General features: G+C 72.2%; 14 protein-coding genes. 13 read left to right on the top strand and 1 reads right to left on the bottom strand.

The features are described from left to right. Positions 1-23 precede the first annotated feature (23 nt). From J2S63_RS09835 to J2S63_RS09880, 10 genes are all read left to right on the top strand, one after another. Positions 24-626 carry a TMEM175 family protein gene (locus J2S63_RS09835; protein ID WP_310301721.1) on the top strand — a complete coding sequence of 201 codons (603 nt, stop codon included), beginning with the start codon at positions 24-26 and terminating at the stop codon, positions 624-626. 9 nt (positions 627-635) lie between these two features. After that, the gene (locus J2S63_RS09840; protein ID WP_310301722.1) at positions 636-1,139 is read left to right on the top strand and encodes a mycothiol transferase; all 504 of its coding nucleotides are present in this window, start codon (positions 636-638) and stop codon (positions 1,137-1,139) included. Continuing rightward, positions 1,136-2,326 (top strand): multidrug effflux MFS transporter, encoded by a 1,191-nt coding sequence (locus J2S63_RS09845; RefSeq protein WP_310301723.1) that lies wholly within the window; start codon positions 1,136-1,138, stop codon positions 2,324-2,326. The genes J2S63_RS09840 and J2S63_RS09845 overlap by 4 nt, the downstream gene beginning before the upstream one ends. Before the next feature lie 77 nt (positions 2,327-2,403). Beyond that, on the top strand, positions 2,404-3,144 hold the full coding sequence (locus J2S63_RS09850; protein ID WP_310301724.1) for a FadR/GntR family transcriptional regulator: 741 nt from the start codon (positions 2,404-2,406) through the stop codon (positions 3,142-3,144). 85 nt (positions 3,145-3,229) lie between these two features. Further along, positions 3,230-6,646 carry a pyruvate carboxylase gene (locus J2S63_RS09855; protein ID WP_310301725.1) on the top strand — a complete coding sequence of 1,139 codons (3,417 nt, stop codon included), beginning with the start codon at positions 3,230-3,232 and terminating at the stop codon, positions 6,644-6,646. Between the two features lie 67 nt (positions 6,647-6,713). Next, positions 6,714-7,436 (top strand): SDR family NAD(P)-dependent oxidoreductase, encoded by a 723-nt coding sequence (locus J2S63_RS09860; RefSeq protein WP_310301726.1) that lies wholly within the window; start codon positions 6,714-6,716, stop codon positions 7,434-7,436. A gap of 55 nt (positions 7,437-7,491) precedes the next feature. Then, positions 7,492-8,481 carry a thiamine pyrophosphate-dependent dehydrogenase E1 component subunit alpha gene (locus J2S63_RS09865; protein ID WP_310301727.1) on the top strand — a complete coding sequence of 330 codons (990 nt, stop codon included), beginning with the start codon at positions 7,492-7,494 and terminating at the stop codon, positions 8,479-8,481. Then, positions 8,478-9,461, top strand: coding sequence for an alpha-ketoacid dehydrogenase subunit beta (locus tag J2S63_RS09870; RefSeq protein WP_310301728.1), 984 nt, complete (start codon positions 8,478-8,480; stop codon positions 9,459-9,461). Before J2S63_RS09865 ends, J2S63_RS09870 begins: the two co-directional genes overlap by 4 nt. A gap of 29 nt (positions 9,462-9,490) precedes the next feature. Continuing rightward, on the top strand, positions 9,491-9,760 hold the full coding sequence (locus tag J2S63_RS09875; protein ID WP_310301729.1) for a DUF2118 domain-containing protein: 270 nt from the start codon (positions 9,491-9,493) through the stop codon (positions 9,758-9,760). A gap of 62 nt (positions 9,761-9,822) precedes the next feature. After that, the gene (locus tag J2S63_RS09880) at positions 9,823-10,608 is read left to right on the top strand and encodes a FadR/GntR family transcriptional regulator (RefSeq protein ID WP_310301730.1); all 786 of its coding nucleotides are present in this window, start codon (positions 9,823-9,825) and stop codon (positions 10,606-10,608) included. A 104-nt stretch (positions 10,609-10,712) separates the two neighbouring features. Here J2S63_RS09880 and J2S63_RS09885 read toward each other — a convergent pair whose 3' ends face one another. Beyond that, entirely contained in the window at positions 10,713-12,170 is a 1,458-nt protein-coding gene (locus J2S63_RS09885; RefSeq protein ID WP_310301731.1) for an amidohydrolase family protein, read from the bottom strand. Between the two features lie 139 nt (positions 12,171-12,309). On the opposite strand from J2S63_RS09885, the gene J2S63_RS09890 reads away from it, so the two are divergent. From J2S63_RS09890 to J2S63_RS09900, 3 genes are read left to right on the top strand one after another with little or no spacing between them, the layout of a single operon-like run. After that, entirely contained in the window at positions 12,310-13,428 is a 1,119-nt protein-coding gene (locus tag J2S63_RS09890) for a M24 family metallopeptidase (protein ID WP_310301732.1), read from the top strand. Then, the gene (locus tag J2S63_RS09895) at positions 13,428-14,180 is read left to right on the top strand and encodes a 2-oxo acid dehydrogenase subunit E2 (protein ID WP_310301733.1); all 753 of its coding nucleotides are present in this window, start codon (positions 13,428-13,430) and stop codon (positions 14,178-14,180) included. Before J2S63_RS09890 ends, J2S63_RS09895 begins: the two co-directional genes overlap by 1 nt. Further along, positions 14,177-14,656 carry a VOC family protein gene (locus J2S63_RS09900; protein WP_310301734.1) on the top strand — a complete coding sequence of 160 codons (480 nt, stop codon included), beginning with the start codon at positions 14,177-14,179 and terminating at the stop codon, positions 14,654-14,656. The genes J2S63_RS09895 and J2S63_RS09900 overlap by 4 nt, the downstream gene beginning before the upstream one ends. Positions 14,657-14,669 lie beyond the last annotated feature (13 nt).

Consider the following 14,669-nt stretch of genomic DNA (forward strand, 5'->3'; position numbering starts at 1 on the left):
CGGCGTCGGGAGGCGGGGAGGCCGTGCGCAGGAGTCGGCTCGAGGCGTTCAGCGACGGCGTGCTCGCCATCGTCATCACGATCATGGTGCTGGAGCTGCACCGGCCGGAGGGTCCGCACTTCGCGGACCTGGCCGAGTCGTGGAACGGCCTGCTCTCCTATGCGATCTCGTTCGTCTACGTCGGGATCTACTGGAACAACCACCACCACCTGTTCCAGCTCGTCCGGCAGGTCGACGGGATGGTGCTGTGGGCCAACCTGCACCTGCTGTTCTGGCTCTCGCTGCTGCCGTTCACGACCGCCTGGACCGACGAGACGCACTTCGCGCAGGACCCGACGATGGTCTACGGCGTCAACCTGCTGATGGCCGGCGTGGCCTACTACCTGCTCCAGCTGACGCTGAAGCGGCTCGACCCCCACGGCCACCTCGACCGCGCCCTGGGCGCGGACCTCAAGGGCAGGTCCTCGCCGGTGCTCTACGTGATCGGCATCCTGGCGGCCCTGGTCAGCACCTGGCTCAGCGTGGCCGTCTTCGTCGGCGTGGCGGCGATGTGGCTGGTCCCGGACCGGCGGGTGGAGCGGACCATCGCCGAGGTCCACGGTGACGGCTCACCCGAGCCGCTCTAGCGTGGGGAGATGACCACTCCCAGCTCCCTCCTGGTGGACGCCGTCGGACGCGTGCACGAGGACCTTCCCGGACTCCTCGACGGCCTCGACGACGAGACGCTGCGCTGGCGGCCGGACCCCGCCGCCAACCCGATCGGCTGGTTGGTCTGGCACCTCACCCGCGTGCAGGACGACCACCTCGCCCAGGTCGGCGGGGTCGAGCAGGTCTGGACCTCCCAGGGCTTCGCCGACCGGTTCGCGCTGCCGTACGACGTCGGGGACATCGGCTACGGCCAGTCCAGCGACCAGGTGGGTGCGTTCCGGGCCTCGGCCACCGACCTCCTCGCCTACCACGCCGCGACCCATGAGCTGTCGGTGCGCGTGCTCGAGCAGGAGCAGGACCTCGACCGGGTGGTCGACGACCGATGGGACCCGCCGGTCACGGCCGCGGTGCGGCTGGTCTCGGTGGTCAACGACATCACCCAGCACCTCGGCCAGGCGGCCTACGTCCGCGGTCTGCTCGACCGCCGGTGACGGCCCGCCCTCCTGCCCCCGGGTTCGCGGTCATCGCGCTGCTGGCCACCCTCACGGCCTTCGGGCCGATGTCGCTCGACCTCTACCTCCCGGCGTTCCCCGACATCGCCCGCGACTTCGACGTCGACAGCCACGCCGTCCAGCTCACCTTCTCCGCGGCGCTGCTCGGCCTCGGCGTCGGCCAGGTGGTGTGGGGGCCGCTGGGCGACCGCTACGGCCGGCGCGGGCCGCTCGTGCTGGGCATCGCGGTCTACTCGGTGGCCTCGCTGCTCATCGCGGTGGCGCCGTCGCTGCCGGTGATGGTGGCGCTGCGGTTCCTCCAGGCGGCGGCCGGCTCGGTCGGCATCGTGCTGGCCCGCGCGATCACCCGCGACCTGTGGCGGGGCCCCGACCTGGCCCGGGCGCTGTCGACGATCATGCTCGTCTTCATGGTGGCCCCGATCCTGGCGCCGGTGCTCGGGGTGAGCGTCCTCGCGGTGGCCTCGTGGCCGTGGGTCTTCGTGCTCCTCACCGGGTTCGGCGTCGTGTGCATCGTGGGGGTGCTGCGGCTCCCGGAGACACTGCCGGCGGACCGTCGTACCGACCACGGCGTGGGGGGCGCGCTGCGCCAGTTCGGCACGATCGTGCGGCTGCCCGGCTTCGTGCCCTACGCCGTGGTCTCGGCGCTGGGCAGCGTGGCGCTGTTCACCTACATCTCGTCCTCGCCGGCCGTGCTGATGGACGGCTTCGGGCTCAGCCAGACCGTCTACGCCGCGTCGTTCGCGGGCATCGCGGGCGGCATCGCGGTCGGCGGCCAGGCCAACCGGCGCATGCTGGCGGTGCTCTCGCCCCGCCGGGTGCTCCGCGGTGCCCTGCTCGTGCAGTGGCTCGGCGGCCTGGCGGTCCTGGTCTCGGCGCTGACCGAGGCGCCGGTCTGGGTCTACCTGCCCTGCCTGGCGGTGGCGATCGCCACCGTCATCCCGGTCAACGCCAATGCGGTGGCGCTCGCGATCGATCCGTTCCCGCACGCCGCGGCCTCGGCGTCGGCGCTGGTGGGCGGCGCCCAGCAGGTGCTGGCCGGTGCGGCCGTGACCGGGCTCGGCGCCCTGGCCCTCGACCCGTCGGTGGCGACGCCGGTCGGCATCACGCTGGCCGCGACGCTCGGGATGGTCTCGCTCACGCGGGCTCACATGGTGGGTCACGACTAGCGACTGCGCATACCATCGGACGGTGCTCCCGCTGCGCTGGGCGAAGGGACGCTCGAGCTGAGGAGTGGGGCCGAACGATGGTGACCAGGCGAGCCGCAGGACCCTCGGAGCCGCTGACGGCGGTCAAGCGGGTGAGCCCGACCCACGAGGTCCGCGAGCAGTTGCTGGCCGCGATCGAGTCGGGGCAGTACGCCCCCGGTGCGCCCCTGCCCTCCGAGCGCGAGCTGTGCGAGATCTTCGGGGTGAGCCGGGTCAGTGTCCGCGAGGCGATCGCAGGCCTGGAGGCGATGAACCTCATCACGGTTCGCCACGGGCTCGGTGCCTTCGTCCAGCAGAGCATCAACGAGCGCTACGCCGGCTCGTTCGCCAAGTACCTCGAGCTCCACCGTGACCAGCTGATCGAGCTGGCCAAGGTGCGCGCTCCGCTGGAGGCGCTCGCCGCCGAGGAGGCCGCACGCCACGCCGACCCGACCGCCCTGGCCATCGTGCAGGAGGCCGCGGTCGCCTTCGAGGAGGCGGTCGAGTCCGCTGACCGGGCGCGGGCGGCCGCGCGCGACCGCGAGTTCCACCTCGCGATCGCCGACGCCTCGATGGGCCGGCTCCTGCCTCGGATGATCCACGAGCTCAACAGCCTGCTCACCGAGGCCAGGACCGCCACGTTCGCCCAGCAGGGCCAGCTGGAGCAGTCGGTCGCGGACCACCGCGCGATCCTGGAGGCGCTGGTCCGCGGCGACGCCGACGGTGCCCGTGGCGCGGTCGAGCAGCACATGAGGCGCATCGGCGAGTGGCTCGCCGGGCTGCCCGACGGCGAGGGCTGAGCGGCCGCCTCCGGCCCCATGACAACCTCGACCCACAGCCCTAAACTGGTCTGACGTCTGTTGTCTGCTGTTATGGAGGTGTCGCGTGTTCACCAAGGTGCTGGTCGCCAACCGTGGCGAGATCGCGATCCGTGCGTTCCGCGCGGCCTACGAGCTCGGCGCCGCCACCGTGGCCGTCTTCCCCCACGAGGACCGCGGGTCCGAGCACCGGCTCAAGGCCGACGAGGCCTACGAGATCGGCCAGCGCGGCCACCCGGTGCGCAGCTACCTCGACTCGGATGCGATCGTCGCGGCCGCGCTGGCCTGCGGGGCGGACGCGGTCTACCCCGGTTACGGCTTCCTCTCGGAGAACCCCGCGCTGGCCGAGGCGTGCGCCGCGGCCGGGATCACCTTCGTCGGTCCCTCGTCCGAGGTGCTCACCCTGACCGGCAACAAGGCGCGGGCGATCGCCGCCGCCCGCGCGGCCGGCGTGCCGACGTTGCGCAGCGTCGCGCCCTCGACCGACGTCGAGGAGCTGGTCGCGGCAGCCGCGGAGATCCCGGTCCCCCTGTTCGTCAAGGCGGTCGCCGGCGGCGGCGGGCGGGGCATGCGTCGGGTCGAGGACCGTGCCGAGCTGGCGGAGGCGATCCGGACTTGCATGCGCGAGGCCGAGGGCGCCTTCGGCGACCCGACCGTCTTCGTCGAGCAAGCGGTCGTCGACCCGCGCCACATCGAGGTGCAGATCCTGGCCGACGGCACCGGCTCGCCGGACGGCGTGATCCACCTCTACGAGCGGGACTGCTCGGTCCAACGGCGTCACCAGAAGGTCGTGGAGATAGCTCCTGCCCCGCGGCTGGACCCAGCGTTGCGGGACCGGATGTGCGCCGATGCGGTGCGGTTCGCCCGCGAGATCGGCTACACCTGCGCCGGCACGGTGGAGTTCCTGCTCGACCCCGCCGGCACCTACGTGTTCATCGAGATGAACCCGCGGATCCAGGTCGAGCACACCGTGACCGAGGAGGTCACCGACGTCGACCTGGTGCAGGCCCAGCTGCGCATCGCCTCCGGCGAGACCCTGGCCGACCTCGGCCTCTCGCAGGAGGCCGTCCAGCTCCGTGGCGCCGCCTTGCAGTGCCGGATCACCACTGAGGACCCGGCCAACGAGTTCCGACCCGACACCGGCACCATCACGGCGTACCGTTCGCCCGGCGGCGCCGGCATCCGAGTGGACGCCGGGACGGCGTACGCCGGCGCCGAGGTGTCGCCGCACTTCGACTCGATGCTGGCCAAGCTGACCTGCCGAGGCCGGACCTTCGACGACGCGGTGCGCCGCGCCCGGCGAGCAGTCGCGGAGTTCCGCATCCGCGGTGTGGCGACCAACATCCCCTTCGTCGCTGCGCTGCTGGACGAGCCGGAGTTCCTGGCCGGCGGGGTCACGACGTCGTTCATCGAGCGGCATCCCGAGCTCCTGACCGCCCGTTCCCAGGGCGACCGCGCCACGAAGCTGCTGGACTACCTGGCCGACGTGACGGTCAACCAGCCGCACGGCCGGGTGCCGGTCTCGGTCGAGCCGGCCGCGAAGCTGCCCGCGCTCGACCTCCGCGCCCCGATCCCCCCAGGGTCGCGCCAGCGGCTGCGCGCGATCGGCCCGGAGGCGTTCGCCACCGAGCTGCGGGAGCGCACCGCGGTGGCGGTGACCGACACGACGTTCCGCGACGCGCACCAGTCGCTGCTCGCCACGAGGGTTCGCACCCACGACCTGCTCGGGGTGGCCGGGCACGTGGCTCGGACGACCCCCGAACTGTGGTCCCTGGAGTGCTGGGGCGGCGCGACCTACGACGTCGCGCTGCGGTTCCTGTCCGAGGACCCGTGGGACCGGCTGGCTCGACTGCGGGCGGCGGTGCCCAACCTCTGCCTGCAGATGCTGCTGCGGGGGCGCAACACGGTCGGCTACACGCCCTACCCCACCGAGGTCACCAGCGCCTTCGTCGAGGAGGCGGCCGCGACCGGGGTCGACGTGTTCCGGATCTTCGACGCCCTCAACGACGTCGAGCAGATGCGACCCGCGATCGAGGCCGTCCGCGCGACCGGGACCTCCGTGGCCGAGGTCGCACTGTGCTACACCGGCGACCTGTCCTCGCCCGCCGAGGACCTCTACACCTTGGACTACTACCTCCGGCTGGCCGAGCGGATCGTCGAGGCCGGCGCGCACGTGCTCGCGATCAAGGACATGGCGGGACTGCTCCGCGCGCCCGCGGCGCACACGCTCGTGACCGCGCTGCGCGCGCGGTTCGACCTCCCGGTGCACCTGCACACCCACGACACGCCGGGGGGGCAACTGGCCACCCTGACCGCGGCGATCGCCGCCGGTGTCGACGCCGTCGACGCCGCGGCCGCCCCGATGGCGGGCACCACCTCCCAGCCGCCGCTGTCCTCGCTGGTCGCGGCCACCGACCACTCGCCGCGTGCGACGGGCCTGTCCCTGGCCGCGGTCAACGCGCTGGAGCCCTACTGGGAGGCGGTGCGGCGGCTCTACGCCCCGTTCGAGTCCGGCCTCCCCGCACCGACGGGCCGGGTCTACCGCCACGAGATCCCCGGTGGCCAGCTGTCCAACCTGCGCCAGCAGGCGATCGCGCTCGGCCTGGGCGAGAAGTTCGAGCAGGTGGAGGACATGTACGCCGCCGCGAACGACATCCTCGGCAGGATCCCGAAGGTCACACCGTCCTCGAAGGTGATCGGCGACCTCGCCCTGGCCCTGGTCGCCGCCGGTGCTGATCCGGCCGCGTTCGCGGCGGACCCGTCGTCGTACGACATCCCGGCGTCGGTGATCGGCTTCCTCCACGGTGAGCTCGGCGACCCGCCCGGAGGGTGGCCGGAACCGTTCCGCACCCGTGCGACCGCCGGGCGCTCCTGGTCGCCGTCGGTGGGCACGATGACTCCGGAGCAGGCGATCGCGCTCGAGAAGCACCCGCGCCGCACCCTGCACGAGCTGCTGTTCCCGGGCCCCACGCGGGACTACGACGAGGCCCGCGCCCGTTGGGGCGACCTGTCGGTCGTCCCCACACCGGAGTTCCTCTACGGGCTGCGGGCCGATCGCGAGCACGCGATCGACCTCGACGAGGGCAAGCGCGTGCTCCTGGAGCTGGAGGCGATCGGCGACCCGGACGAGCGCGGCTTCCGCACGGTCCTGGCCCGGGTCAACGGGCACCTGCGACCGGTCAGCGTCCGGGACCGCTCGGTCGCCGCCGACGTCGCGGCGGCCGAGAAGGCCGACCCGACCCGGACGGGCCACGTGCCCGCCCCCTTCCCGGGCGTCGTCTCGGTGAGCGTCGCCGAGGGGGAGGAGGTCGCCGCCGGCGAGGCCGTCGCGACGATCGAGGCGATGAAGATGGAGGCCACGATCACCGCGCCCGTCGCGGGCACGGTGGAACGCGTCGCCGTGGGCGGCCCGACCACGGTCGAGGCCGGTGACCTGGTGCTGGTGGTCCAGCCCTCTCGACGCGACCCCGCAGCACTGGCATGATGTGTGACATCTTGACTGTGACCGGTCCGGGTCGCCGAGGGTGACCAGGGGCCGCTGAGGAGGCGACATGCGCGGGCTGCAGGACAGAGGCATCGTGGTGACCGGGGCCGCCGGCGGCATCGGCGCGGCCGTGGTCGAGCGGCTCGTGACCGAAGGTGCCAAGGTCGTCGCGGTCGACCTCGTCGCACCGGAGCTGGACGGCGTGGTCGCCGCGCGCGCGGTCGACGTGACCGACGAGGACTCGGTCGCCGCCGCGTTCGCCGAGGTCGGTGAGCTCATGGGCGGGATCGACGGCCTCGTGGCCGCGGCCGGCATCCAGGCCTCGGGGCCGACCCACGAGCTCGAGCTGGACACCTTCCGCAAGGTCCTCGACGTCTCGGTCATCGGCACGTTCCTGTGCGTCAAGCACGCGGTCCCCGCGATGCTGGAGCGAGGCGACGGGCGGATCGTGACGTTCGGCTCGACGGCGGCGGTCTGCGCCGCGCCGGAGCTGACCTCCTACGCCTCCGCCAAGGGCGCCGTGCTCCAGCTGACCAGGTCGGTGGCGGTGGAGTACGCCGCCCGCGGCATCCGTGCGAACTGCCTGTGCCCGGGCGGGACGATGACACCGATGATGCGCGCGATCGACGAGCGCCGCACCGGGCCCGACCACTTCCGCGAGCGCCACCCCATCGGGCGCTACGCCGAGCCGGCCGAGATCGCCTCGGCTGCTGCGTTCCTGCTGTCGGACGACTCCTCGTTCGTCGTCGGCGCCGCCCTCATGGTCGATGGCGGCTACTCCTGCGCGTGACAAGCGCTGGAGGCAGGACGTAAGATGTCATACAAGTGACGAGAAGGAGAGCTCCATGGAACGACCTGACGGCGAGGAGGCCCTCGGCCTGCTGCGGCGCATGCTCTTGATCCGCCGGTTCGAGGAGCGGGCGGCCAAGCTGCGCGCGGGAGGGCTCATCCCCGGGTTCCTGCACCCCTACATCGGTCAGGAGGCCGTCGCGGTCGGCGTGTGCGCCGCGCTCGGTGACGACGCCGTGCTGACCTCCACCCACCGCGGGCACGGTCACCTGATCGCCCGTGGCGCGGACCCCGCCCGGATGTTCGCCGAGCTGTTCGCCCGGACCACCGGCTACAACGGCGGCAAGGGTGGCTCCCTCCACATGATCGACGCGGCCCTGGGGTTCCTCGGGGCCAACGGCATCGTCGGCGGCGGCATCCCGCTGGCGGCCGGCGCCGCGCTCCAGCTGCGGCGCGCCGGCCGCACCGCGGTCGGGGTGACGTTCTTCGGCGACGGCGCGAGCAACGAGGGCTCCTTCCACGAGACGCTCAACCTCGCAGCGCTCTGGAAGCTGCCGGTGCTGTTCGTCTGCGAGAACAACCTCTACGGCGAGTTCACCCGCCAGGACCGCCACCAGCTGATCACCGACGTGGCGGAGCGCGCGTCGTCGTACGGGATGGCCGGTGTGGTCGTCGACGGCAACGACGTGCTCGCCGTGCGCGACGCCGCGGCCGACGCCGTGGCGCGTGCCAACGCCGGCGAGGGCCCGACCCTGCTGGAGGCGAAGACCTACCGCCACCGCGGCCACTTCGAGGGCGACATGGGGCGCTACCGGCCCAAGGACGAGGTGGCCGCCTGGATGGCGCGTGACCCGATCGACCTGTTCGCCCAGCGGATCCAGGACGAGTGGGACCTCCCCGAGGAGGCCGTGGTCCAGGTGCGGGCCGAGGTCGAGCAGGAGCTCGACAAGGCGACCGCGTGGGCCAAGGAGCAGCCGCACCCGGTGCCGAGCGGTGCGCTGGAGGACGTGTACGTCGAGACCTACGAAGGAGCGGTGCTGCGATGAGCCGGTTCACCTACGCCGACGCCGTTCGGCAGGCCATTGCCGAGGAGATGGAGCGGGACGAGTCGGTCTTCATGATCGGCGAGGACGTCGGCGAGCCCGGCGGCGTCTTCGGGGTCACCAAGGGCCTCTGGGAGCAGTTCGGCCCGGACCGCCTGTGGGACACCCCGATCTCCGAGGAGGCGATCGTCGGCGCGGCCGTCGGTGCCGCACTGGTCGGCGGCCGCCCGATCGCCGAGATCATGTTCGGCGACTTCGTCACGCTGGCGATGGACATGATCGTCAACCAGGCAGCCAAGATCCACTACATGACCGGCGGTCGGCTCTCGGCTCCCATGGTGGTGCGGATGGTGACCGGCACCGCTGGCTCGACGGCCGCCCAGCACTCCCAGAGCCTCGAGTCGTGGTTCGTCCACGTGCCCGGGCTCAAAGTGGTCGCGCCCAGCACGCCCGAGGACGCCAAGGGCCTGCTCCGCAGCGCGATCCGCGACCCCGACCCGGTCATCTACTTCGAGCACAAGCAGCTCTACGGCGGTCGGGGCGGCCCTGCCGGCGACGTCGTCCAGGTCGAGCCCATCCCCTTCGGGGTCGGCCGGGTCCACCGGGAAGGTGAGCACGTCACGATCGTGTCCTACCTCAAGACCCTGCACCACGCCCTCGCGGCCGCCGAGGCCCTCGCGGAGGAGGGCATCTCGTGCGAGGTCTGGGACCCCCGGACACTGGTCCCCTTCGACCACGCGGGCCTCCGCCGCTCGCTGACCAAGACCGGTCGCCTGCTGGTCGCGCACGAGGCCGTGACCCGCGGCGGCTTCGGCGCGGAGATCGCGGCCTGGGCCGCTGAGGAGTGCCACGACGTGCTCACCGCACCGATCACCCGGGTCGGCGCCCGCAACGCGCCGGTGCCCTACGCCCCGGAGCTGGAGTCGCACGTCATCCCGGACGCCGACCGCATCGCCGACGCTGTCCGCAAGCTCGTCGGCTGAGCGCCGGCACCGACCCGCAAGGAGCAAGCATGGCAACGACCTACCCGATGCCCCAGTGGGGGATCACGATGGAAGAGGGCACGGTCACCGAATGGATCGCCCAGCCCGGTGACAAGGTCGCCGAGGGCGACGTCCTCGCCGTGGTCTCGACCGACAAGATCGACGTCGACTTCGAGTCGCCCGTGGCCGGGATCGTCGCGGCCCACCTCGCCCAGGAGGGCCAGACGGTCCTCTGCGGCGGTGATCTGGTCGTCATCGCCAGCGACGAGGCGGACCTGGCCGACTATGAGGCCTCCTAGCCGCCGGAGAGCCCACCCCGAGCGCGGGGGCCGAGTCGTGCCATTCTGGAGAGGAGCTGGTCGTGACGACCGGCAATGACGCGGGCCCGATCTTCACCACGGTGAAGCGGGTCAGCCCCACCCACCAGGTGCGTGAGCAGCTGCTCGCGGCCATCCAGCGCGGGGACTACGGGCCCGGTGCTGCCATCCCTTCCGAGCGGGTCCTGTGCGAGACCTTCGGCGTCAGCCGGGTCAGCGTGCGCGAGGCGATCGCCGGGCTGGAGTCGATGGGACTGATCCGCGTCGAGCACGGCCGGGGGGCCTTCGTCCGCGAGTCGGTCAACCAGTCGTTCATGCGCCCGTTCGGCAGGTACCTCGAGGAGCACCGCGGTGAGCTGCTGGAGCTGATCAAGGTCCGAGGCGCCCTCGACGAGCTCGCGGTCGCCGAGGCGACCGAGCACGCCGATGCCGTCGGCCTGGACCGGCTGCAGGCGGCCAACGACGCGTTCGGCGAGGCGGTCGACGCCGGTCGCGACGACGTCGACGTCGCGCGGTGCGACGTGACCTTCCACCTCACCATCGCCGAGCTGGCCGGCGGCGTCCTGCTGCCCCCGCTGGTGCGCGAGCTCAACGGGGTGCTCGGGGAGTCGCGCCTGCTCATGCTGGCCCGGCCGGGACAGCGCGAGCGCTCGGTGGCCGAGCACCAGGCGATCATCGACGCGCTGGTCGCCCGCGACGTCGTCGCCGCGCGCCGGGCGGTGCGCAAGCACCTCGAGCCGATTCGCGACTGGCTGTTGGAGTCCGCCCAGGAGACGGCCCAGGAGTCGGCCCAGGAGTCGGCCCAGGGGTCCGAGGAGACCCCGGACTGACCGCGCACCGAGCTCCACACGGCGACCAGCCGGCTCCACCTCGCGGGTGGAGCCGGCCCCTGTGCTGGCCAGGCTGGTCGGGCCGGCGCGCCGACCCCCGCGCCTCAGTCGTACAGCGTGGTCGTCGTCGGCACGGCGTCACCCAGCCCGGCGCGGGCCACGATCGCTGCGGCCCGCTCGCGCGCCTCGGCACGCAGCGCGGTCTCGTCGACCGTGGCGACCCGGCCCTCGGCGAACAGCGGGCGTCCGGCCACCCAGGTCTGGGCGATGCTCGCAGCGCTGACCGACCAGACCACGGCCTGCACCGGGTCGGCGTACGGCGTCCACTCGTGGTGGTCGAGGTCGAAGAGCACCAGGTCCGCCTGCTTGCCGACCTCGAGCGAGCCGATCTGGTCGTCCCAGCCGAGGGCCGCGGCGCCGTCGATCGTCGCCATGCGCAGCGCCTGCCGGGCGCCGACCAGCGTCGCGTCGAGGCGGGCGTCCTTGAACAGCCCCGCCACCAGGTGCACCTGGCGGTGCAGGTTGAGGTTGCCGGCCGCGGAGACCCCGTCGGTGCCGAGCCCGACCTTCACCCCGGCCTGGATCATCTCGGGGTACTTCCCGATCGCGGTCGCGCCCTTGGCGAGCTTGAGCGAGGTGGAGGGGCAGAACGCGACCGAGGCACCATGCCGGGCCAGCAGGTCGACCTCGTCGTCGCGGACCGCGACCGCGTGGGCGAGCACGAGGTTGGAGCCGAGTCCACCTGCCTCGGCGACCCGGGTGATCGGCCAGTGGCCGTACTTCTTCTCGCTGACGCGACTCTCCTCGATGCTGGAGGCGATGTGGTAGGTCGTCCCGACCCCGAGGCGCTCGGCGAGGTCGCGGGCACCGACGTGCAGCTCCAGCGAGCACGGCTCCTTGCCCTCGATGTTCACCCAGCACCGGATGCGGCCGTCGGCATGGCCGTTCCAGCGGCGCACGGACTCCTCCAGCGCCTGGAGGGCGACCTCGTGGTCGGGAAAGAAGTGGTGGTCGACCATCTCCTGGGACCAGCCGGGCGGGATCACCTCCGGCTTGCGGTCGGCGGCGTGGCGCCCGACCACCCCTCGGATTCCGAGGTCCCCGGCCGCGGTGGCGGTCAGACCGGCGTCGTTCTGGGCGCCCATGTCGAGGAAGCACGTGGTGCCCGAGCGCAGCATCTCGGCGGCGCCGAGGGTGACACTGACCCGCTCGTCCGCCTCGTCGACGTGAGCGTAGAACGGCTTGGCCCAGTGGAAGACCCAGGCGCGGGTGGCCAGGACGTCGGGGAAGACCGCGCGGGAGAGGGTCTCGGACAGGTGCACGTGGGTGTCGATCATGCCGGGCATCACGCCCAGACGTCGGCCGTCGACGACACGGTCGACCGCGCGACCACCCAGGCGACGACGCACCTCCTCGGCCGGGCCGATGTCGACGATGCGGGTGCCCTCGACGAGCAGGGACGCATCCCGCAGGACGGTGTCGTCGCGGTCCACGGTCAGCGCGAACGCGAGGTGGTCGATCAGCGTCCGCTGCAGCGGAGCCTCCTGGTCGGCGTCGGACATGCCTGTTCCTGTCGCTTTCTCGTCGGCCGCCCATCCGCGCGGTCCGGAGATCGTTCGCGGCGAGTCGGTGTGAAGGGGGTTGACCTCAGTAGGTCGAGTCCTATCATATCTGTTGTATGACCAGTTGCAAGGAGCGAGCATGACCCGTCCCGTCCTGACCAAGCTGATCAAGCACCTCGCCGACGAGGGGCTCGACGCGCTCGTGTGCGTCTCGCCGGAGAACATCGCCTACGCCGCGGGCTTCGTGATCCCCTCGCAGACGTTGATGCGGTGGCGCCACGCCGCGGTCGTCATCACCGCTGCCGGCGACGAGGCGATCCTGTGCGTCGACATGGAGGAGACCACGGTGCGCGCGGCGCGCCCCGACGTCCGGGTGGAGGCGTGGACCGAGTTCGGCGGCGACGCGATGACCTCGCTGGCCGACCTCCTGCGCGAGATGGGCCTGGCCGACGCCCGGGTCGGCATCGAGCTGGGCTACCTCGCCCAGGCCTCCTATGCCCAGCTCGTCGGCCGCCTGCCGGACATCGACCTCGTCGACGCCGACCGGCTGCTGGTCGAGGCCCGACGGGTCAAGACGCCCGACGAGGTGGAGCTGCTGGGTCGGCTCTCACGGATCTCCGACCAGGCGATCCACGACGCGCTGGCCGGCGTGCGCGCCGGCGACACCGAGATGGACATCGCCGCGACGCTCACCCGCCGGGTCTACGAGCAGGGGGCCCAGCAGTTCAAGCTGATGATCGTGGCCACAGGCGAGCGCAGCGAGCTGCCCAACGTCGGCCCGACCTCGCGGGTCCTGGTGCCGGGGGACGTGTGTCGTGTGGAGATCTTCTCGGTGATCGACGGCTACCAGGCGGGCGTCTGCCGCACCGCGGTGGTCGGCGATCCCTCCGCCCAGGCCCGGCAGGTCTACGAGAACCTCGTCGAGTGCAAGCACCGAGTGCTCGAGGCGATCAGGCCCGGGACGCGGTGCGCCGACGTGTACGCGACCTACCGCCAGACCTTCGACCGACTCGGTCTGGCCCCGATCTCGTTCGTCGGCCACAGCATCGGGGTCAACCTGCACGAGGCCCCCTACCTCGGTCCTCAGTCCGAGGCGGCCCTGGAGGAGGGGATGGTCCTCGGCATGGAGCCGCTGGTCTATCGCACCGGTCACGGCTTCGGCATGCAGATCAAGGACATGGTGACGGTCACCGGCGACGGGTGCCGCCTGCTGTCCGACGTCACCGACACCGACCGGCTCTTCCGGATCGAGGCCTGATGACCGTCCAGCCGGAGACCCACACGACGGAGAAGGTGAGCCGGGTCCGTCGGGTCATCGCCCAGCGGATGAGCGAGAGCCTGCGCTCGACCGCCCAGCTGACCAGCGTCGTGGAGGCGGACCTGTCGGCGGTCATGGAGGCCCGTCGACGGTCCGGCGCGGCGTTCCGCGAGCGGCACGGGGTCTCGCTCTCGCCGTTCGCGGTGGTCGCCCGGGCCGCCCTCGACGTCATCGCGGACCACCCCAAGATGGCCTCCACCCTGGACCTCGAGGCGGGCACGGTGCGCCACAGTGCCCTGGTGAACCTCGGCGTGGCCGTCGACACCCCCGAGGGCCTGATCGTGCCCAACGTGAAGTCCGCCGAGCAGCTGACGCTGCCCGACCTGGTGCGGGCGATCGCCGACCTCGCCGACCGGACGAGGAGCCGCCGCCTCCGGCCCGAGGACATCGAGGGTGGCACGTTCACGATGACCAACACCGGGTCGCGGGGCTCGTTGCTCGACACCCCGATCCTCAACTACCCCGAGCTGGCGATCCTCGCCGTCGGACGGGTGGTGCGCCGGCCCGTCGTACGCCGCGACAGCGACGGGGCGGAGACGATCGCGATCGCCGACACCGGGTTCCTGTGCCTCACCTACGACCATCGCCTGATCGACGGCGCCGACGCCGCCCGGTTCCTGGAGGACATCCGCACGCGGTTGGAGAGCGGGGAGCTGATCTCGGCGTCCGCGCTGGGGCTGGACGGGTCATGAGCACGGGACCGGAGCACCGCCTCGACCACGTGGGGATCGTGGTGCCTTCCCTCGACGACGCGATCGAGTTCTTCGCCGAGCACCTCGGCGCGCGGGTGGAGTTCTTGATGGACCCCTTCGAGGACCCGACCGGCGCAGCCCCGGCCCGCTTGGGGGCGGCCCACGGACGGTCGTTCGCGCTCGGCATGCTGCGCCTGGGGAACGCCCGGCTCGAGCTGCTGCAGTGGTGGCCCCCGCACGACGCTCCTGCCTCTCCCGCCGACGGCGTGGGCGGCGTGCACGTCGCGGTGGAGGTGGCCGACGTGCCGGCGGCTCTCGCACGGCTGCGCGCGGTCCCCGGGGTGCGGGTCCTCGGCGAGCCGGCCACCTTCCGTGGCGGGCAGACCCCGAACCTGGTCAATGCCTTCGTCACGACACCGTGGGGACTGCTGGTCGAGCTGCTGACCTGGCTCGGTCCCGATGAAACCGACGTGTGACCCTTGACACCAT

It is taken from the genome of Nocardioides marmoribigeumensis (assembly GCF_031458325.1).
GTDB classification, from domain to species: domain Bacteria; phylum Actinomycetota; class Actinomycetes; order Propionibacteriales; family Nocardioidaceae; genus Marmoricola_A; species Marmoricola_A marmoribigeumensis.